Genomic DNA, 18,706 nt, shown 5'->3' with positions numbered 1-18,706 from the left:
AGAGGCGTTTTATCAAAACAAAACTTTGGAGAGCACTTATGGCAACCCCACACATTAACGCACAACCAGGTGATTTCGCTGAAACAGTTCTGATGCCAGGCGACCCGTTGCGCGCTAAATACATCGCTGAAACGTTCCTAGAAGATGTGAAACAAGTTTGTGACGTTCGCAACATGTTCGGCTTTACTGGCACTTACAAAGGCAAAAAAGTTTCTGTAATGGGCCACGGCATGGGTATCCCGTCTTGCTGTATCTACGTACACGAGCTAATCGCTGAATACGGCGTGAAAAACGTTATCCGTGTAGGTAGCTGTGGTGCAGTACGTGACGACGTGAAACTAATGGACGTTGTTATCGGTATGGGTGCTTCTACAGACTCTAAAGTTAACCGTATCCGTTTCAACAACCACGATTTCGCAGCAATCGCTGATTACGGTCTTCTAGAAGAAGCGGTTAACCAAGCACGCGCTCAGGAAGTGCCTGTAAAAGTAGGTAACGTATTCTCTGCAGATCTGTTCTACACACCAGAAGCAGACATCTTCGAGAAGATGGAAAAACTAGGCATCCTAGGTGTAGACATGGAAGCGGCTGGTATCTACGGCGTAGCAGCTGACCTAGGCGCGAAAGCACTGACTATCCTGACAGTTTCTGACCACATCATCCGTGGTGAAAAACTAAGCTCAGAAGAGCGTCAGAAGTCGTTCAACGACATGATGAAAGTTGCACTAGAAACTGCAATCAACATCTAAGAACAAATAGTAAGTAATAATTTGCAGCCAGAGTTATGCTGGCTGCCCGAATTATCCCGAGGGGGCGATTGTGTCTAACGGCGAACTGCCAAAAGACGCAGATGGGTTACAACTCAACTTTTGTAAAACATTGGCGTGTGACAACTTTGGATTGAGTGATGCAAAGCGTTACGTTCTGCAACATGCGAACCCTAAGCGTCCGGCGATGGTATGCCGTGAATGTGGAGCTTTCCCCCCCTTACTTAATAATCGCGATGTCGTGAACGAACTTCATCGCCTGCGGCACGTCCACAGTGACGGGTTGCCTGCTTGCCGTAATGATGATTGCGACAACTTTGGACTCTCTGTCCACACTCACAAACACCTCTATCACGCTTTCGGTTACAGTGGCGATCGCCAACGTTACCGCTGTAAAGTGTGTCAAAGTACCTTTGTCGACAAGTGGTCTGGTGCCAACAAGAAGCTTCAATTTCAAGAGAACTTGATGGGTTTATTGTTTACGGGATATTCCGTACGAGAAATCTGCCGTAAGCTTAGTATTAACCCAAAAACCTTTTACGATCATGTTGACCACATAGCTAGCCGCTGCCGCCGCAAGCTGGCAACCATTGATGCGCGCTGGGTAAACCACGCAACGCATTATGAATTGGCCTCAAACTATATTGCATTGCAACCGAACAGCAATAATGGTGTGTATTGGATTGTTTCTGGCGAAGCGCATTCTGGCTATATTCTTTGCCAGCACGTCAATTATTCCGCTGATGAAGAGCCAATCGCAACGCTCGATCATAATCCTTACGATGAGGTGTCTCGTTTTGTTTCCCAGGAGTACGTAGCGGAAGCAAGTGAGCCGCTTGCGGAACCTTCTCATCACCTCAGAGAGCGAATTGACCAAAAATACCAAACAATTTTGGCTCGCGGTAACGTAGAAGACCCTCTTGGTAATCTATCTGTATTTCATTACCCTTCAAAAGGGGCATTAGTCCGTCCGCCATACACCTCGTATGCACACTATTTGCACGTACTTGATATGTGCTGCCCAAACAAACGTGTATCTCTATACATGCCTCAAGATCCCCTACTACGTTCAGCTGCACTGAGCGTTTGTTTACCTCGTATTAAAGAGAAAAGTGTCGACTTGATGTACGTAGAAGAGGACGCTAGTTGGGACATGAGCACTCCCTTTGGCAAAGTCGATATCGCCTATATGAGTTGGTGGCGCGATCGTTGGGCAATCTCTAGTCAAAACGAAAACCACAAAGGCATTTGCTACCTCGCTGGCGATCAAAATGAGCCTGAAAAATGGTTTAACGTTGCGACAACTCGTCATGTGAAGTTTTATCAAAACCGCTTTCAGATTCTTTTCGAAAGCTTCATTAACGAGCCACGTCGCAAATTACGACCTGCTGGTATTTTACCTCTTTTAGATATATTCAGAGCTTGGCATAATTTGTGCTATCAGGATAAACAAGGTCTTACCGCTGCACAAAGGTTGGAAGTCTCTGATGCACCTTTGACAATCAAACAGCTCCTATCGTAGCTATTCTATTGGTAATTTAGATGTAGTAATTAGGGGTTGTAACGGTATACATTACGGCCCCTGATCGTTTACCAAAACGTTATCCGCATCGCTTTGGTAAAGAAACATGCATCTAACCACTTAATATTAGGTGTGATTTCCAGTTCGATAGTCATGGATGTGAACGTTGGATAAAAACCAAATTCAGCTAGAAGATGATCTCACTAAGCTTAAAGGCCAAATAAAATCGGCCCCTAAACATACCTTTAATATTGCGCAGCAATATCGTATCCGCGCGGAACAAATTTTATTTGTGGACGGAGAGATCAAAGCCTTACTCATCATGGCGCAATGCTGTTGGTGCCTAATGGATTACCGACAAGGCTTAAAACTCGTCAAAAACGCTTACAGCAAACAAACACAGCTTGAAACCGACGATCATCTCCCGGAAATTCTCCATCTTTTTGCACTCCAATATTGGGGCCAAGCAAAGTATTATTCCGCGCAACAATATTGGATTAATGCGCTCGAACAATCTGCTCTTGTTGATGATGTTGAAATTCAAATCGAATCTCTAATTGGGCTTGGTAATGTATGGCGCATCACTAATGAACACCAACTTGCCGCTTCAACTCATGAGTTAGCCGTTAAAGTGGCAAACAATGTTCGTATTGCTTGGTTAGAAGGCAAAGCGCGCATCCTATTAGCTTGGGACTATTACTTACTAAATAAGTTTGTCGAGATGCTTACGGTACTGGATGGAGCAACCGAAGTATTAAAAGATCATGATGACAGTACGTGGCAAGCCGAGATCTGGGACTTTAAAGGGTTAGCACTGCTTGGACTAGAACGCCTTGATGCGGCCGAAGAAGCCACCCAAAAAGCCCACCAGCTCGCCATTGAGCATGACCTCGTTTGGATGAAAGCACACTCTTTTATTAGCCGAGCAAGACTTGAGCTTTTGCGCCAAAATACAGACAGCGCTGCCAAGTTGCTACTTGCAGCAGAAGAGTCTGCACTCAGTTTCGACCACGGTGAGCTACTCAGCCAAATTTGCTTCCAACAATCACGAGTCGCTGAAGAACAAGGTGACTTTGAGTCTGCGTTTAACGCGTTCAAGAAATACCGTAAGCACGCACTCAAAATGCTCAAAGAACAAACTCATCGAATCAGCATGGATAAAGCAAGAGGCTCTAAACGCCAACTAGAGCAGCGAGCACGTAAGCTGATCAATCATATTCGCTCTCAACACGAATACGACCCTGAAAAACAGTTCTCTAATGTCGTTTCTGAGACCTACTGGTGGGAACAGTTAGTTTTGTTTAAAACGGAGCTCAAACGCTCTAACCACGCCATCATTATGATTCAGCATTCAAACCCCGAAGTTCTCGATGTTTGTACCGAGCTCGTTCATGCATTGACAACCTCCAGCGACCTCATCTCGAGAATTTCCAGTAACAGGCTAGCAATGTTAATTGCAGAAAAAGGTCAAGCAGCAGAAGAGGTCTACCGCACTGTCCAAGCGATGTTAGACATCTATCCATGGAAGCGACGCGGAATCAAAGGCCCGAAACCGATACTGTATTTGCAAGATATCCTGACCTTCCCATTCACGTTAGAACAGCTCGAAGAAAGTTATATTGAGGTAATGAAGAATGGAACAACTGCTTAGCAAGGTGACTGACGCAGGTATCGATCCTTCTTCCGTTTCAGGTGAAGAAGCGATTACGCTATGGGAACACATAGGGTTACATATTGCGTCAACAAACCGAGAGAAAGCGCATTGCTATATCATTAGCGCCGAGTATCGAAGAGAGATCAAACAGCTCAACGACAGCATTAGTGAATTGAAACAAGCGCTTGAGTTGCTTGTTTTACCAGAAGATGTAGAAGATATTCTTTCTGTGAAAGCAAGCTTGAGTGAGCGTTTAGTTGAAGTAGGTGACTACAATGCGGCATTAACCGAGTATGTTGCTTCAACCAATATCGCCGTCGAGTACGGCTATATTGATGAGTACGTATTGGCCATTATTGGAATGGGTAATTTATGCGATGCCTATGGGGATCACCAACGTGCATTACGTTATTATCAAAAAATAGATGCTATCGATCACGCTATTGGCAGTCGATCCCTACGCCTTCGTTACAAGCTGTACATGCTTGCCTGTTATATCAGCTTGAACCGTACCGCAGACGCCAAAGAGCTGTTGAGTGAATGTGAAGAACTGAGCATTCTCGTCAGTGATAAAAACCTCGCCGCACAAATTCACCTCTACCGAGCCAAATTACATCGTCTGCAAGAAGACTACCCCAATGCGTTGCTGGCTATTTCGAATGTTCAGTATACAACGGGTAGTGCCACGACATACTGGTTATCCACGATGGTCAAAATTGAGACTGCGTATTGTCTAAACGGTGTAGGGCACACTTCTTTAGCTAATTTAACGTTGGACTCCATCAGTAAAAGGATTCAAAAGCAGCTATCTCCTATCGTTACTCAGCATTTTTATAACGCGATGAGTCAAGTTTACGCCTCTCAAGGGTTGTATCAAGAAGCATTAAATTGTGAAAAAAAAGCGCATAGAATCGAATCTGATCTTGTAAAACATATTCCGATCGGTGAGTTAGGGTCTGCTCAACTACGCCGACTTTCACGCTTTGAGTTACAACTCAAACTCATTTTGTCAGAGCTAGAAAACAAAGAACTAAAAGAAACCACCAAGCAGCATAAAAATACTGTTGCTCAGCTGCAGCAGGACGTCTTTACCGATCCACTTACGTCTTTACACAACCGACGCTGGTTAGAAGTTAAACTAAAAGATCTACTTCTGCACGATACTGCATTTGCATTGATGGTCATCGATATCGATCACTTCAAATCCATCAATGACGAACTAAGCCACTTGGTGGGCGACAAAGCGATCAAAAGTGTGTCACAGGAACTGGCGTCCTACTTCAGATTTAAAGGCGCATCGTGCGTACGATTTGGTGGTGAAGAGTTCCTCGTGATCCTTGAGAATACCCAACTGGAACGCGCAGAAATGCATGCCGAGAATTATCGTGAACGGATTTATCAATATGGTTGGGAGGATATTCTTGGTGAACGGGGGCTGACCGTATCCATAGGGATTACCTTGCATCGAGAAGGCGAGAATACTCAGCGAACTTTTTATCGTGCAGACAAAGCTCTTTATCGCGCCAAAGCCAACGGCAGAAACCAAGTCTGTACCGAACTTTAAACCATGCCCCGGTTGACATCTGGGGCTTTGTTATACTTTTTACTTATCCTTCCTCTATCACTTCACTGTTTGTTTAAATAAGTACTCAGCAACACCTTAACTGCCAATAAACATCAGTGGATACTTACATCGCATAAACATAATTCCTACATAAAAACCGCTTGATTCATCTGTAGTTAAGACAAATACTTAAATTGTTAATTTACGTAGATTTTCCATTTCGCAATAAGCACAGGTAGGTAAGATGTTTCTAGACTATTTTGCACTTGGGTTACTCATCTTCGTTGCTTTAGTGATCTTTTACGGAATCATTGTCATTCATGATATTCCATATGAAATCGCTAAAGAGAGAGAGCACCCGCACCAAGACGCAATTCACTACGCTGGCTGGGTCAGCCTTTTCACTTTGCATGCGCTGTGGCCATTTTTATGGATCTGGGCAACATTATGGCGCAAGGAACGCGGCTGGGGTTTTAAACAACTAGAACAAGAAACACACGACATTCATCACCGCCTTGAAGAACTCATCGATGAAGTCAACGAACTCAAAAACGAAGTATCGATGTTGAAACAACAAAAGATTCAGCAAAAGCCTTTGCCTGAACAAAGTAAAGAGGACGAATAATGGACTTATTGCTGATTCTGACTTACGCCGCTCTTTGTATTGCCATTTTTAAAATTTTCAATATTCCTCTAAACAAATGGACCGTTCCAACCGCCGTACTTGGCGGCGTAGTGTTAGTGGGCACACTCGTGCTGCTTATGAACTACAACCACCCATTTACTCAATTAGGTAACCAAGTGTTCCCGACTACGCCTATCGTCTCTGGCGTGCGTGGCCGCGTGGTGGAAGTGCCAGTCCAGGCCAACCAACCGCTCAAAACGGGCGATATTCTTTTCAAAATCGATCCTGTGCCTTTTGAAGCAGAAGTTGCTCGCCTTAAAGCGAAAGTCAAAGAAGCAAGCCAAGGTGCCCTGGGTTTAGAGTCTGATCTAAGAGAAGCAGAAGCTGCTGTATTGAAAGCGCAAGCGGACAGAGATAAAGCACAAAGGGAATTTAGCCGATATCAAAAGGGCTTTGATCGTGGCGCGTTTACTGAACAAGATTTGGATACTCGACGCCAAGCGTATAAAGCGGCAGAAGCCATGTTAGACGTTGCGATTTTGCAACAAGAACAAGCGCAAATCGCTCTGGACTCTGAAATCGGAGGCGAAAATACCCAAGTCGCGCAACTTCTTGCCGAGCTGCGTAAAGCAGAGTTTAACTTAGAGCAAACCGTCGTTCGTGCGCCAACCGATGGTTACGTTACGCAATTGGCTTTGCGTCCTGGTGTTATGGCTGTGCCGTTGCCACTTGCCCCGGCAATGACCTTCGTACATACCGAAGACATTACGTACACCGCGGCATTCAGACAGAACTCATTACAACGCTTGAAGCCAGGCTTTGAAGCAGAATTTATGTTCCGCGCAATTCCGGGCAAAGTGTTCCGTGGCGAAGTCATTGACGTGATTCCAGCCATTGGTGAAAGCCAAATTCAAGCGCGAGGCGCTCTTCTTGGGACTGATGCCTTGCGCACGAGCGGACGTGTTTTTGCGAAGCTGAAAATTACCGACGACTTGAGTGGATACCACCTACCAATGGGTACTGCGGTTGAAGTTGCAGTTTATTCAGACAGCTTTACTCACGTATCAGTGATGCGCAAAGTGCTTATTCGTATGAAGAGCTGGCAGAACTATTTATACCTCGACCATTAATGAACATATAGCGCATTCATTTATTGGTAAAAATAACATCAAACCGTGTAATCAGGGGCTGACGATCAGCCCCTGATTCATTCTAGCCATCCAGATAGATAGCATTCCCACTTTTATTAATATTCTGTATAATGCGCGCCTTATTTTTAATGCTTGCTAAAACCAAAGCCAGTCAAAGGGATGCGTGAATCAAATCACACATTTCCTGAAGAAAAATAGAGCAAACAATAAGCAGCTTGGTTGTTTTGAATATATGTTACACAATCAAATAACTAACGCTTTCCAACAATATAAATGAACGTTCTTTAAAATCGACTATTGAACTGAGGTTATCTATGAATCTTTCCGCTAAAACTGTTGTGGTTATTGCAATCGGTGCTGCTCTTTACGGTATCGGCGGCTTACCTATGTTTGGCATCCCTGTGTTTGCAAACACAACGCTAAAACCAGCAATGGCAGTATTAGCATTGTTCTCAGTACTATTTGGACCACTTGTTGGCTTCTTGGTTGGTTTTATTGGTCACTGGGTTACTGACCTATTTGCAGGTTGGGGCGTATGGCTCACTTGGGTACTTGGTTCAGGTATTGTTGGTTTGATTATCGGTCTATTCCCTTCTCTAACGCGCTACCGTTTGGAGAAAGGTGATTTCAATATGAAAGACTTCGCGTTATTCGTAGTACTTGCGCTATTAGGCAACGTATTTGGTTACGGTTGCTCTGCATTCCTCGACACGATTTTATACGCAGAACCGTTCACTAAAGTGTTTACCCAGCTTTCTATTATCGCGATCGGTAACACCATTCTTATTGCTATTGTTGGCTTCTTCATTCTTAAGTCTGTCGCTAAACGTAACAAGCAAAGCCGTAACTTAACAGAGGCTTAATGTCGAATGACAATCGAATTTTCTAACTTCTCTTTTAGATATGAGTCGCTGGACAAACCGACGCTAAAAAATATCAATCTAAGGATAGAGAAAGGAGAGAAAATCGTCATTATCGGTCCAAGTGGTAGTGGTAAATCTACCCTTGGGCAATGTCTTAACGGACTGATCCCACACGCAATCAAAGGGGAAACCAGTGGAACATTGACCATCAATGGTCAAGACACCGCCCCTTTCGACATGCACCAATACACTGAGCAAGTTGGCACCGTACTGCAAGATACGGACAGCCAATTTGTCGGTTTGAGCATTGGCGAAGACATTGCATTTGCGCTGGAGAACCAGCTAACTTCAAATATCGACATGTACCCATTGGTCAAAGCCACGGCCAAAATGGTCGACTTGGAACAGATGCTAGAACGCTCACCCCACGATTTATCTGGCGGGCAGAAACAGCGTGTTTCTTTGGCGGGCATTCTCGTCGATGATGTCGATATCCTTTTGTTTGATGAACCACTAGCTGCGCTTGACCCTAAAACGGGTAAAAAAACCATCGAGATCATCGATGATCTACACCGCGAAACGGGCAAAACCATCGTAATCATTGAACATCGTCTTGAAGACGTTCTGCATTGCTCAGTTGACCGTATTATCTTGATGGAAAGCGGCAAAATCATTGCCGATACAACGCCAGATGAAATTTTAGCGTCGCCTTTGCTAGAAGATTACGGCATCCGCGAACCGCTTTATATTTCAGCACTGAAAGAAGCAGGCTGCGCGATTGAGGGCGATGCAAAACCTTCTAGCTTAACTACCTTACCGTTGGAGCAATATAAACCGGCAGTACAAGCATGGTTTGATGGTTCAACAGCACAACCGCCCAAAACGCCAGCCGAGACTTTGCTTGAAGTCCGTGGCCTCACCTATTCTTACGACGGTGAGAAAAACGCGTTAGAAGACGTGAGTTTTGACATCAAGCGTGGCGAGTTTGTCTCTGTACTTGGCAAAAATGGCTCGGGTAAATCGACCATCACCAAACTGATTATGGGCGTTATTGAAGCGGATAGCGGCTCAATGAGTATGAATGGTCAAGATCTTAACGAACTGACCATCTTCGAGCGCAGCCAGAAAGTGGGCGTGGTGATGCAAAACCCGAATCACATGATTTCCCATCACATGATTTTCGACGAAGTGGCCTTCGGCCTCCGTAATCGTGGCGTTGAAGAGAAACAAATCGAAGCTAAAGTACTTGAAGTCCTTGAGCTGTGCGGTTTGAGCAAATACCGCCACTGGCCAATCGAAGCATTGAGCTACGGCCAGAAAAAGCGCGTAACCATTGCGTCAATTTTGGTATTGGAACCAGAGCTTCTGATCCTTGATGAACCGACGGCAGGTCAGGACTATCGAAACTACACGTCTATGCTGAGTTTCATCGAAAAGCTCAATCGCGAGTTGGGCGTAACCGTGATGATCATCTCTCATGACATGCATTTAGTGCTGGAATACACCACGCGCTCTATCGTGATTGCAGACAGTAAATTAGTCGCGGATGCACCAATGACGCAGGTATTCAGCAGTCCAGAGCTACTAGACCAAGCAAACCTCACCACAACAAGTCTGTTTGAGTTGGCTACGAAAGTTGGCATCGAAGACACCAATGGCTTTATGCAGCACTTTATCAATGTAGAAAAAGCGCACCGCCAACAAAAAAGCGACGACGTAAACCAACTAGAGAAAGCGGTGGCATGAAAGACAATAAGATGAAGTTTGGTATCAACTACATCGATACCCAATCACCACTTCATAAGTTGAATGGCATTACTAAGTTCTTGCTTTTCATTGCTTGGGTAACGGTGGTGTTGACCACATTTGACTTGCGAATCATCGCGCTGTTGATCGTGCTTGGTTTAGGCTTACTGAAAATGACCAAAGTGCCCTTTCATGTCTACAAACCGCTGTTATTCGGTACAGGCACGGTATTACTGATCAATGCCCTGTTTATGTTCGCGTTAGCACCGCAACAAGGTACTGAATTCATGGGCTCATCAACGGTTTTACTCTCGTTACCCGGTAATTACTCGCTCACTCAAGAGACGTTGTTTTACCTAGTAACAGTGACGTTGAAATACTTCAGCATGTTTCCAATCGCGTTGGTGTTTGTATTTACCACTCACCCGACGGAGTTTTCAGCCAGCTTGAACCGCTTGGGTGTACCTTACAAAATCGCCTATGCCGTAAGCTTAACGCTGCGCTACTTGCCGGAAGTGAAAAAGGACTTTGTTAACATCATGCACGCGCAACAAGCACGCGGAGTAGAACTGAGCAAGAAGGCTCCGTTGTTCAATCGTATGAAGAACGTCGCGAAGATTCTTGGACCTCTGATTTTCTCTAGTTTAGACAGAGCCGATCAAATCTCAAACGCGATGACGCTACGTGGTTTTGGCCGCCACTCCTCTCGCACTTGGTACAGCTTAAAACCACTGACCAAAGCCGATATGATCTGCATGGCTGGGATTGCGGTGATAGTGATTGCTGCGATCAGCAAGCGTGTGATGGACACACAACTGTTCTGGTATCCGTTTTAAATTCTGAAGCTTCAAACTGAACATAACGTGGTTAGTGTTGTGACCACGTTATCTTCCGTCTTTCCCCTCGATAACTCGCCTGTTGGCTTCTTGCTTGCAAGTATTCAAAAGAAGCGGTAATTTCAGCGGCTCGCTGATGTGCCAGAAAGTTGCTTATTCAAACGACCAACATGAACTAAACTCATCAGTTTTATCAGGGGCTTAATGATCAACTGCGCACTGCCTACAATGAAAAGCCAAGTACCACTTTCAATCAACGAATCATTCAAAAAGAAAAAGCTACCAATTAAAAACCAAATAGCAATGAGTAGGTCGTTTGCAGCACCTAACGCCTCATAGCGGCGCTGAATAACGATGTGACGGCTTCCTAGATCTAAATCCAACTCTCTGCCATGTATCTGCACTGTATAGCTCCCCTCTTATTGTTTCGCGTCAGTTATGCCCAAGTTATTTCGAAATACTTAGTTCTAAACCCTAACGGACGTGGCATGCATTGACAACCATTGGAGGGATTATCTATTTGCAATAAAAAGAAAAGGGCGCATAAGCACCCTTTTTAGCGAGTCTAATTGCAGGTATTCGCTTTAATGATTAGATAGTGAGTACCAACTTAACTCCACTTCAACAAGCGAGTTTCGTTGCCTTCTTCCGGCTTCGCTGGAATATTGAGTGACAACAGCAAGCTCACTGCTGCCATACCAGCGCCGATGTAAAATACGCTAGCAGGTGAAACCAGCCAAATCACACCAAACGTAACAGGTATTACAACCGCCGCAATATGGTTAATCGTAAACGCAACGCCCGCGGTCGACGCCATATCTGCTGGGTCGGCAATTTTCTGGAAGTAGGTTTTAATCGCAAGCGCTAACGCGAAAAATAGATGATCGACAACATACAATGCTGCCGCCCACTCAGCCGTTTGCACCAAACCGTACCCGACAAACACGAAGATCAAACCGACGTATTCAAACATCAACGCTTTGCGCTCACCTACAACGCCGATAAAACGGCCTATTCGCTTCGCAAACAAGAAGTTAAAGACATAGTTAATCAGGAACAGCAACGTAATATCTGCGGCGGAGTAACCAAACTTTTCTACCATCAAGAAACCAGCGAACACCGTAAAAATTTGACGGCGTGCTCCACTCATAAACGTAAGCGCATAGTATAACCAGTAACGTTTACGCAGGATGAGCTTCTTGTTCTGAGGCACTTTTGTCTTAAATTGTGGGAAGGCAAATGCCATCACCAAAATGAGCACAAAACCTAAACCACCAGCCATTAAATAGACCGTTTTAAAATCAAGTTTGAGCTGTTCGAGCGAAACCCAAATGGCGCCGTAGGTAAACAGAGAAGCCAAAGCTCCAACAGAAATAAACTTACCCAGCATTTCTGGCGCTTCTTCTTTAGATAGCCATTGTAAAGACAAAGACTGCTTGAGTGTTTCAAAGTAATGGAAGCCGGTGGACATTAACAAGGTTGTAAAAAGTAGACCGTACAAAGTGGGAAAATAACCTGTTAATGCCGTACCAAGCGTAAGCATCGCCAAAGATACGAGCATAAAGCGTTGCTCTCGGATAAACAGCAATACAAACACGGCGGTAAAGGCCAAAAAACCCGGAATTTCGCGCACACTTTGCAATAGGCCTATGTCGGCACCATCAAAGTTTGCTTTCTCTATAACAAAGTTGTTCAACAACGCCATCCAGGTAGAAAAAGCAATGGGCACGATAATGGAAATTAACAGGAGGAAATTTTGCGGCGTTCTCCAGCCGTGCGATGAGGTAGTCATGATGTTTCCTTGAAATATGAAGGCATCATCATAGCTTTAAATGTAACAAATTCGCAATATCATTATTATTTTCAACCCAGAGCAAGCTGATATGGCTGAGGAATATTGTTATGAAGATAAACATCGCACTCAATTCCTTGGCTAAGCGCGATGTTCAAGTATCAAGAGAACTAAAGCATGAGTAAATGTGCTCAGTGGCTTAATCAATGACTTTTACTGATAGGCGATTTTTAAATTCAAACACATGTTCTGGACACACATCCAAACAACGGCCACAGCTAATGCAGTTTTGATCCATAACTCGACGATCTCCCTCTTTCAAAGGCTGCCGAAGCACTTCTGGTTCTGGGCAAACGTAAAAGCAATCCATGCATTTGGTGCAATCTTCGCGCCGAACAGCAGTAACGCGCAACAGGCTTTTTCGGCCTATCACGCCATAGGTAGCCCCCAGTGGACATAAGTGCCCACACCACCCATGCTCAACCAAGAGTAAATCCAACACAAACACTAGGGCGATTAGCACCCAACCTGCGCCCATACCAAACACCAACCCGCGATGCAGTGCCGCAACTGGATCTAACCATGTCCAAAGAATCGCGCCAGATAGCGCACTGCCCAACATCAAAACAGGGATCAGCCAATAACGAATCACGGGAGACCAACGATAGCTCGCTTTAATGTTGAACTTTCGACGCAACCACGCCGCCAAGTCTGTCACGATGTTCAACGGGCACACCCAAGCACAAAATGCGCGCGGCGCCAAAATCGCGTAAAACACCACGACAATCACTACGCCTAACAACGCATTAAACTCCGGAACATGCCCTGTCGCCAAAGCTTGAAGCACGATTAACGGGCCACTTAACGGCACGGTATCGAGCAACATACTTGATGACAGATTACCAGTTAGAATTCCCAGCGTCGGCCCAGCCATAAATAGCGCAATGATGGTGAACTGACATAGCCGACGTAAAATCAAAAACCGATGCGCGCGCCACCAACCAAGCTTTTCAAGCGCTTCTTTGCCAGCATTTTGAGCTAAATTCTTTGCCATTACTTACCTCCTTTTAGCGATTCAAGCGCACCTTCCGGCACAGGCGTCTCACTAGGGAGGATATTTTCGAGTGGTTTGTCGAGCTCTTTCCAACCAAAATTGTAGTGGCTGCCTACTTTGCCTTTCGCCAAATCCGTCGGGACGACTTTAATAGCAGCGACATCCAACACGCACGCTTGTTCACACTTACCACATCCGGTACACACTTCGGAATTCACTGTAGGGATAAGTTTGGCGTGATAGCCAGTTCGATCGTTGTGAACCATCTCTAACGTGATGGCTTCATCAATCAGCGGACAAACGCGATAACAAACGTCGCATCGTAACCCTTGCCAGTTAAGGCAAGTTTCATGGTCAATAAGAACCGCTGTACCCATTCGAGCATCATCAATATCGGTTAGTTTCGGATCCAGCGCCCCACTCGGACAAGCGACAACACAAGGAATGTCTTCGCACATTTCGCAGGGAATATCGCGTGCAGTAAAGTAAGGTGAGCCAGTCGCGACGGGTGAAAGTAATGTCGCAAGTTTCAAGGTATCGTAAGGACATGCCTGAACACACAAGCCACATCGAATACAAGCTGATTCGAAATCGCCTTCCGGCAGTGCACCAGGCGGACGAATAGGCACACCTTTGGTTTCTCGAGCTTGGCTTTGTAGCGATTGTAAGCCCAATACACACGCAGCTGCGCCAACACCAGCCGCAGTTCGAGCTGTATCACGCAAAAATCGGCGCCGACTTTGCGATATTTTAGACTGAGAGGATTTCATGCTATTTCCTCAACAAAACTCCCTTATCAAGTTAAGCATAAATAGCCCTAAACGTGTCGTTTCCCTATACCTCATAGGAGGTAACCCCATCCTCTATTGATTCAAGTCAACTGACGCACAGTGCCGTCATCACAGTTTGACTAAATGCGTTTATTTACTGCGACATGAAATTCACCACGATACTCTGCAGTACGCACCATTCTCAGTACAATAATTCAACACCTTTGCAATCTATTCGCTCAATTCGATGATAAATCACTACTGAAAATTAAAAAAAAGACATCATAACAAGCTAATTTAAAAGGCATTTATCCATTAAACATAAAAAAATACTATCCAAATAAGAAAACTGTGGTTAGATTAAAAATTAAAACTAAAAAGCGAAGGAGAGAGGCATGGAAATTATCGTACGTCCAACGACCGTCGAAGACGCAGCGGCACTCGTAGAAATCTATTCACAACCAAAAGCACAGCGTGAAACCCTGCAACTCCCAAAGCCTTCGCTCGCGATGTGGGTGGAAAGATTGTCAAACATACCTGATGGTGTTTATAGCTATGTCGCTGAAATTGATGGTAAAGTCGTCGGTAATATTGGCTTTCACCACTCTCTACGTCCAAGAACGATGCACACGGCATCGTTTGGCATCGGAGTACATGATAGTTTCCACGGACTCGGTATTGGTAGCAAATTGATAGAAACAGTCACTGAACTAGCAGATAACTGGTTAAATGTGAGAAGAATTCAGATAGAGGTCAATGCCGATAACGACGCCGCCATTGGGCTTTATAAAAAGCATGGATTTCAAATTGAGGGTGAAGCGATTGACGGTTCCTTCCGTGATGGTGAATTCATCAATACCTATTACATGGCGCGCATCAGACCAGGCCAAAGATAAAACAAAGCCTCCTACTAATTGGAGGCTTTTCTTTTTAAACTTCGACTCACTTTCGTAAGTAAGCCAACGCTCTGCGAGTCAATGCTTCTGTGTAGGGATTGATCTTCCAGTGGTCAGAACTCCAACCTTTCACAAATCGCTGAAAGTCTGCCCAAGCCACAGCAAACAAAGGACGCCATTCACGCTCGACTTCATTAGGGTCAAGATTCGGTTGATAGACCATTAGCGAGTATTGCAACTGAGCAAAATACGTATCCAAAACCCAAACTTCCATCTCTGCACAACGTTCTGGCTTAACGGCGCTACTCATAAACAGTGCCACATCTTTCATTGCACACCCACATCCAACGTATTGAAAGTCAACCGCAGCAACGCTTGATTCTTCTTCATCAAAACAGAAGTTCGCCAATTTGGCATCACCATGTACTAGTGTTTTAAACTTAGCTTGCGAGAGCGTTTGATCAATCAATTGAGCCGCATTTTGTAGCTCAGTGTCTTGCAATGCTTCAAGCTCGTCGGGTCTGGTTGCTAAGTGCCAGTATGTTCCGGTATGCCACAACTTATCCGAACGAACATCGATGTATCGCGCATGAAAGTTCGCCAACCAAGTGAGGCAGGCTTGTAGATGCTCTAGCTGTGCATCTGTGATGACTTTTGGAAAGCCCACCTCGGCGAGATCTTCCATCACAATGAGCCATTCATTCTCCGATTGGAACGTTTTTAGACCTTGTGGTACTCGGCAGCGAGTATCCACCCCTCCGGAAAAATACTCATACCAATTCACTTCCACCTGATAAGAATGCAACTTTCTTTGATGAGAACGGTCCGTATTCCAGCCTCTAGGATGCTCTGAAGGCTTAGGGAGTTTTACATGCTTAATGATCACCGAACCAGTAGAATAAGTAACTCGGACTAACTCCCCATAGCCTCCCCATAGCGATTGTATGACTTCTACAGAGCGGTAATTACCGAGATTGAGTTCCTGGCCAATAGTTTGGTAGCGTTGGTGGTTGTTACTCATCATGCGAGCAGATGTGACCACGTTTGGTTCTTCTCCATATAGTGAATAACATATGGGCAAACTGGTTTGATTTGATAACCGAGTGACTCAATTTCTGGCAACACCGCTTCCATCATCACTTTTCCGTACCCCTTACCTCGCAGTGCTTCAGGAACAACCGTTGATGTAATGTGCATGACATTACCCTTAAGCTGATAAATCACCTTGGCTTTATAACCCTGCTCTAAATCAACCCAGAATGTACTATTCGTGGTCTCATGAGTTACTTTATGCATATCTTGCTCTCTAATTTTTGTTACAGATTGATTGAATCAAACTATATCACTGAATAAAATCGATACCATGCGAGAGTGCTGCTTCGCCTCACGCGATTACCTTCTTACATCAGGTACGACAATTATAATGAGAAATATGAGCCCAATTGCCAGAGACGGCAAGCTACCTCTGCAAAGCAAGAAGGCACCAGAACGTCAGGCAAGTACATTAAATAGCACCGATGCAATGGCAATGGTCGAACATGGCAGTGAAGTGAGCTTAAACGTCACCACCCCCGTTGGTACAAAGTTTATTACAACCAGCACATTTGTTGGCTGTCACTCAAATAATACTGCATTGATAGAGGTTCCGAACATCTCCGATGAAGACTTGAAGTTCTATTTTCAAGAAGGCTTTTGGATCAATGTAAAAGCCTACTCTCATCGAGGTGAAGGGGCCGTTATCCCATTTCGGGCCCAATTACAGCATCGACTAGGCGATCCGTACCCAATTTTGGTGCTAGACCTACCCAACACTATGCAGGTCTTTCAGCTTCGCAAAGAAGTGCGTTACGAAGTAAATTTGAGAGCGCGCGTTTGTTTAGAAGCCTATCGAACTGAATGCGAAATAAGAGATTTATCTCGTAGTGGCTGTCGTTTTGTAACATCACCAATGAGCCGGCCACTTCAGGTTGGTGACCACGTTTCATTGGATCTAACGATGCCCGGAGAGAGTCGTATGCTAGCGCCATTGCGAGGTCGTATTTGTAATTTACAAAAATCAACGCACTATGCTCGCTACGGAATGGAGTTTGATGAGGTTGGTAAAAACAACGCTAAAAACCTCCTCAGTCACCTCAAATTTGATGGTACTAAGCTCACACTAAAAAGATAGATTTGATAACCCCTATCGCTTATCAAGAAGCTTTGAAGTGCTAGAAAACAAGAAACCCCTTACTTTTCAGTAAGGGGTTTTTATTTACTAAGAATAAGGCAGTATCTTAGATAAGAGTCATGACTTAGAAGTCGTAACGTAGACCTAGCGCTAGCTCATCTTTTTCATCAGCGCCTTCGTTATCCATTAGATCGAAGTTGTATGATGCGTAGCCACGGAAGTTAGGCTTGAAGTAGTAAGTTACATCAACAGCTAGGTTTTCTACAGTATCTGCGTCTTCTAGTTCACCTTTGTTGAACGTAGAAGTGAATACAGTTTGACCCATAGTGTAAGCAGCGGCTAGTTCGTAGCCTTTGTAATCAAAAGTCTTACCTGCAACATCCATATCCGCGCCAGTGTAGTTACCAGCGAAGTAGAAGTCACCTACAGAGTATGCAGCTACCAGCATGAACTCATCGCTGTCGTTTTGATCTGCGTAACCAGCACCTAGTTCAAAACCAGTGTTAGCAAACGCGTAAACACCAGATAGAGAGAAGCCATCTTCCTCGTTGTCTGTAAAGCCTTGTGCATCTGTTGTGCGATCAGCAAAACGGTAGCTAGCGCGTACAGCTAGTTGCTCGAATTGGCCTTTGTAAGACAGCATGTTATCTGTACGGTCAGAAACAGGCAGTTTAAGTGCTGCTGTGTTACCGTGGTAAGCCATAATATCAGTAAAGTCAGTAAGAACCACTAGTGCGCCGTCGTTTTTACCGTAAGTTACTTCACCGTATTTGCCACCCAGACCCGCATAAGCGTAACGAGTTTCAAGATCACTATTGTTATCTACGGCACCTTCTTCTTTTGTTTTGAACTCACCTTCCCAAAAACCAACGCCGTATAGGTTTTCATTGATTTCCTGTTTGCCTAGGAAGTTAAGACGGATGCGAGTACGGTCTTCTGCCTTACCATCCATCATAGAAAGACGCGCTTCAGCGCGGCCGCCCATCTCAAGAGAAGTGCCATCTTGGTTGTATAGTTCTGAAGCGACAACTTGAGATCCTGATGCCATTAGCGCCACTGCTACAGCTAAAGTTTTTAATTTCATTGTTATTTTCCATATCATTGTTTTATATGTGTTTTCTCACCAGAAAAACAGGACTTTTCTGTACCAACGAGAAAACTGGCGGCATAGTAGCAGCTGTTATTTTTCACGCAACGTGTTGAATAAACAGCGCTTATAGAAGAAAACACCACTTAAAATGACGATATGAATACCTCTCAACCATCAAGTTATCGGTTGAGTTAAAAAAAATGTTC

Annotated in this window: 18 protein-coding genes; 11 read left to right on the top strand and 7 right to left on the bottom strand. The window is 44.7% G+C overall.

Translation table 11 applies throughout. From position 1 onward, the window contains the following. Window positions 1-38 precede the first annotated feature (38 nt). From deoD to KJB35_RS04070, 9 genes are all read left to right on the top strand, one after another. The gene (gene deoD / locus KJB35_RS04110; RefSeq protein ID WP_005375140.1) at window positions 39-749 is read left to right on the top strand and encodes a purine-nucleoside phosphorylase; all 711 of its coding nucleotides are present in this window, start codon (window positions 39-41) and stop codon (window positions 747-749) included. 70 nt (window positions 750-819) lie between these two features. Next, entirely contained in the window at window positions 820-2,289 is a 1,470-nt protein-coding gene (locus KJB35_RS04105) for a hypothetical protein (RefSeq protein ID WP_005383936.1), read from the top strand. Window positions 2,290-2,455: 166 nt separating this feature from the next. Beyond that, complete coding sequence (locus tag KJB35_RS04100; protein ID WP_205391371.1) at window positions 2,456-3,940, top strand: hypothetical protein; 1,485 nt, start codon at window positions 2,456-2,458, stop codon at window positions 3,938-3,940. Next, window positions 3,924-5,507, top strand: a complete 1,584-nt coding sequence (locus KJB35_RS04095) for a GGDEF domain-containing protein (RefSeq protein WP_054574921.1) — start codon at window positions 3,924-3,926, stop codon at window positions 5,505-5,507. Before KJB35_RS04100 ends, KJB35_RS04095 begins: the two co-directional genes overlap by 17 nt. A 244-nt stretch (window positions 5,508-5,751) precedes the next feature. Further along, window positions 5,752-6,132: a DUF3302 domain-containing protein gene (locus tag KJB35_RS04090; protein ID WP_005375135.1), complete on the top strand. Its 381-nt coding sequence runs from the start codon at window positions 5,752-5,754 to the stop codon at window positions 6,130-6,132. Then, window positions 6,132-7,262 carry an HlyD family secretion protein gene (locus KJB35_RS04085; protein ID WP_205391370.1) on the top strand — a complete coding sequence of 377 codons (1,131 nt, stop codon included), beginning with the start codon at window positions 6,132-6,134 and terminating at the stop codon, window positions 7,260-7,262. Before KJB35_RS04090 ends, KJB35_RS04085 begins: the two co-directional genes overlap by 1 nt. A 335-nt stretch (window positions 7,263-7,597) precedes the next feature. After that, window positions 7,598-8,146 (top strand): ECF-type riboflavin transporter substrate-binding protein, encoded by a 549-nt coding sequence (locus KJB35_RS04080; protein WP_005375133.1) that lies wholly within the window; start codon window positions 7,598-7,600, stop codon window positions 8,144-8,146. 6 nt (window positions 8,147-8,152) lie between these two features. Next, window positions 8,153-9,892, top strand: coding sequence for an ABC transporter ATP-binding protein (locus tag KJB35_RS04075; RefSeq protein ID WP_047104520.1), 1,740 nt, complete (start codon window positions 8,153-8,155; stop codon window positions 9,890-9,892). Then, window positions 9,889-10,728 carry an energy-coupling factor transporter transmembrane protein EcfT gene (locus KJB35_RS04070; RefSeq protein WP_005383942.1) on the top strand — a complete coding sequence of 280 codons (840 nt, stop codon included), beginning with the start codon at window positions 9,889-9,891 and terminating at the stop codon, window positions 10,726-10,728. Before KJB35_RS04075 ends, KJB35_RS04070 begins: the two co-directional genes overlap by 4 nt. Window positions 10,729-10,850: 122 nt before the next feature. Here KJB35_RS04070 and KJB35_RS04065 read toward each other — a convergent pair whose 3' ends face one another. The 4 genes from KJB35_RS04065 to napG all read right to left on the bottom strand — a co-directional run bounded on the left by KJB35_RS04065 (window position 10,851) and on the right by napG (window position 14,344). Next, complete coding sequence (locus KJB35_RS04065) at window positions 10,851-11,132, bottom strand: YrhK family protein (RefSeq protein ID WP_025768568.1); 282 nt, start codon at window positions 11,130-11,132, stop codon at window positions 10,851-10,853. A 206-nt stretch (window positions 11,133-11,338) separates the two neighbouring features. Beyond that, a complete protein-coding gene (locus KJB35_RS04060; RefSeq protein ID WP_005375129.1) occupies window positions 11,339-12,520 on the bottom strand; it encodes an MFS transporter in 1,182 nt (393 codons plus the stop codon). A 199-nt stretch (window positions 12,521-12,719) separates the two neighbouring features. Further along, entirely contained in the window at window positions 12,720-13,574 is an 855-nt protein-coding gene (gene napH / locus KJB35_RS04055; RefSeq protein WP_213907566.1) for a quinol dehydrogenase ferredoxin subunit NapH, read from the bottom strand. Further along, window positions 13,574-14,344: a ferredoxin-type protein NapG gene (gene napG / locus KJB35_RS04050; protein WP_064376387.1), complete on the bottom strand. Its 771-nt coding sequence runs from the start codon at window positions 14,342-14,344 to the stop codon at window positions 13,574-13,576. The genes napH and napG overlap by 1 nt, the downstream gene beginning before the upstream one ends. Window positions 14,345-14,739: 395 nt before the next feature. On the opposite strand from napG, the gene KJB35_RS04045 reads away from it, so the two are divergent. After that, window positions 14,740-15,240 (top strand): GNAT family N-acetyltransferase, encoded by a 501-nt coding sequence (locus KJB35_RS04045; RefSeq protein WP_017820512.1) that lies wholly within the window; start codon window positions 14,740-14,742, stop codon window positions 15,238-15,240. Window positions 15,241-15,286: 46 nt separating this feature from the next. Here the strand turns inward: KJB35_RS04045 and KJB35_RS04040 are convergent, their stop codons facing one another. Both KJB35_RS04040 and KJB35_RS04035 read right to left on the bottom strand, forming a co-directional pair. Beyond that, on the bottom strand, window positions 15,287-16,264 hold the full coding sequence (locus KJB35_RS04040; protein ID WP_155396143.1) for a phosphotransferase: 978 nt from the start codon (window positions 16,262-16,264) through the stop codon (window positions 15,287-15,289). Next, window positions 16,261-16,536, bottom strand: coding sequence for a GNAT family N-acetyltransferase (locus KJB35_RS04035; protein ID WP_017635482.1), 276 nt, complete (start codon window positions 16,534-16,536; stop codon window positions 16,261-16,263). Before KJB35_RS04035 ends, KJB35_RS04040 begins: the two co-directional genes overlap by 4 nt. 127 nt (window positions 16,537-16,663) lie before the next feature. Between KJB35_RS04035 and KJB35_RS04030 the strand changes: the two genes are divergently transcribed. Further along, window positions 16,664-17,410, top strand: a complete 747-nt coding sequence (locus tag KJB35_RS04030; protein ID WP_042521645.1) for a flagellar brake protein — start codon at window positions 16,664-16,666, stop codon at window positions 17,408-17,410. 124 nt (window positions 17,411-17,534) lie between these two features. On the opposite strand, the gene KJB35_RS04025 is transcribed toward KJB35_RS04030, so the two are convergent. Beyond that, window positions 17,535-18,494: a porin gene (locus tag KJB35_RS04025; protein WP_171344177.1), complete on the bottom strand. Its 960-nt coding sequence runs from the start codon at window positions 18,492-18,494 to the stop codon at window positions 17,535-17,537. Window positions 18,495-18,706 lie beyond the last annotated feature (212 nt).

Origin of the sequence: Vibrio sp. D431a (assembly GCF_030248655.1) — a bacterium.
Lineage (GTDB): Bacteria > Pseudomonadota > Gammaproteobacteria > Enterobacterales > Vibrionaceae > Vibrio > Vibrio alginolyticus.
Note: the sequence above shows the minus strand (reverse complement) of the source record. Positions and strands in the feature narration are given on the sequence as shown.

What these genes read in the sequence shown, in the direction of transcription:
- deoD (WP_005375140.1), top strand. Translation starts at nt 39, where the DNA reads ATGGCAACCCCACACATTAACGCACAACCAGGTGATTTCGCTGAAACA.
- KJB35_RS04095 (WP_054574921.1), top strand. Translation starts at nt 3,924, where the DNA reads ATGGAACAACTGCTTAGCAAGGTGACTGACGCAGGTATCGATCCTTCT.
- KJB35_RS04090 (WP_005375135.1), top strand. Translation starts at nt 5,752, where the DNA reads ATGTTTCTAGACTATTTTGCACTTGGGTTACTCATCTTCGTTGCTTTA.
- KJB35_RS04085 (WP_205391370.1), top strand. Translation starts at nt 6,132, where the DNA reads ATGGACTTATTGCTGATTCTGACTTACGCCGCTCTTTGTATTGCCATT.
- KJB35_RS04080 (WP_005375133.1), top strand. Translation starts at nt 7,598, where the DNA reads ATGAATCTTTCCGCTAAAACTGTTGTGGTTATTGCAATCGGTGCTGCT.
- KJB35_RS04075 (WP_047104520.1), top strand. Translation starts at nt 8,153, where the DNA reads ATGACAATCGAATTTTCTAACTTCTCTTTTAGATATGAGTCGCTGGAC.
- KJB35_RS04070 (WP_005383942.1), top strand. Translation starts at nt 9,889, where the DNA reads ATGAAAGACAATAAGATGAAGTTTGGTATCAACTACATCGATACCCAA.
- KJB35_RS04060 (WP_005375129.1), bottom strand. Translation starts at nt 12,520, where the DNA reads ATGACTACCTCATCGCACGGCTGGAGAACGCCGCAAAATTTCCTCCTG.
- napH (WP_213907566.1), bottom strand. Translation starts at nt 13,574, where the DNA reads ATGGCAAAGAATTTAGCTCAAAATGCTGGCAAAGAAGCGCTTGAAAAG.
- napG (WP_064376387.1), bottom strand. Translation starts at nt 14,344, where the DNA reads ATGAAATCCTCTCAGTCTAAAATATCGCAAAGTCGGCGCCGATTTTTG.
- KJB35_RS04045 (WP_017820512.1), top strand. Translation starts at nt 14,740, where the DNA reads ATGGAAATTATCGTACGTCCAACGACCGTCGAAGACGCAGCGGCACTC.
- KJB35_RS04040 (WP_155396143.1), bottom strand. Translation starts at nt 16,264, where the DNA reads ATGATGAGTAACAACCACCAACGCTACCAAACTATTGGCCAGGAACTC.
- KJB35_RS04035 (WP_017635482.1), bottom strand. Translation starts at nt 16,536, where the DNA reads ATGCATAAAGTAACTCATGAGACCACGAATAGTACATTCTGGGTTGAT.
- KJB35_RS04030 (WP_042521645.1), top strand. Translation starts at nt 16,664, where the DNA reads ATGAGAAATATGAGCCCAATTGCCAGAGACGGCAAGCTACCTCTGCAA.
- KJB35_RS04025 (WP_171344177.1), bottom strand. Translation starts at nt 18,494, where the DNA reads ATGAAATTAAAAACTTTAGCTGTAGCAGTGGCGCTAATGGCATCAGGA.